At 58.5% G+C, this 633-nt stretch carries 1 protein-coding gene; it reads right to left on the reverse strand.

The genetic code is table 11. The features are described 5' to 3' along the window. The coding region (locus OB916_RS16955; protein WP_315910476.1) for an RNA-guided endonuclease InsQ/TnpB family protein at window positions 1-605 on the reverse strand (605 nt) is incomplete at its 3' end. Window positions 606-633 lie beyond the last annotated feature (28 nt).

Here is a 633-nt window from a genome sequence, read left to right on the forward strand (position 1 = left end):
TCGGACGCCACGTCAGTCGCGTTCACGGTCATCGTCCCCGACTTCAGGGCGTACTGACAGAACGCCCCTCCAGCGGGGGACTTCTGCCCTCGCTGGTGTTTCAGCGCGAGTTTCCGAGCGATATTCTTCGCCGCGTTGTAGTCGGCGTTGACCGCATACGAACAGTCGAGACACTGGAACTGTTGGCCGTCACGGTTTTCTTCCAGCGTACAGCCACACTTCGAGCATTGTTGGCTCGTGTAGGACGGGTCGACTGTTTCGACCACGATGCCAGCCAGTTCCGCCTTGTGTCCGGTCTGTTCTTGCAGTTCGCTGAACGCCCATTGCTGGAATTTTTTGTCGTCGCTGATACGGTCTCGAATCTGCTCCAAGTCCTCGAAGGCGATGTGCGTACAGTCGTGGCGCTTGGCTTCGGCAACGATTTCTTTGGAACACTGGTGCAGATAGTCTTCGCTCCAGCGTCCGAATCTGTCGCCAATGCGCTGGAAGGTCAGGTGGGCGCTCCGTGTCCCCGTCTGTTGGAGGCTGGCACGTCGCTTCTCGAACTCGCGGCGTTGATGATTGAGGTCGTCAGCGTTCCCGACGAACGCACCCGTTGAGGTCACTGCAATGTGGTCATCGACGTTGCAGTCC

It is taken from the genome of Halapricum hydrolyticum, from assembly GCF_025517535.1.
GTDB classification, from domain to species: Archaea; Halobacteriota; Halobacteria; order Halobacteriales; family Haloarculaceae; genus Halapricum; species Halapricum hydrolyticum.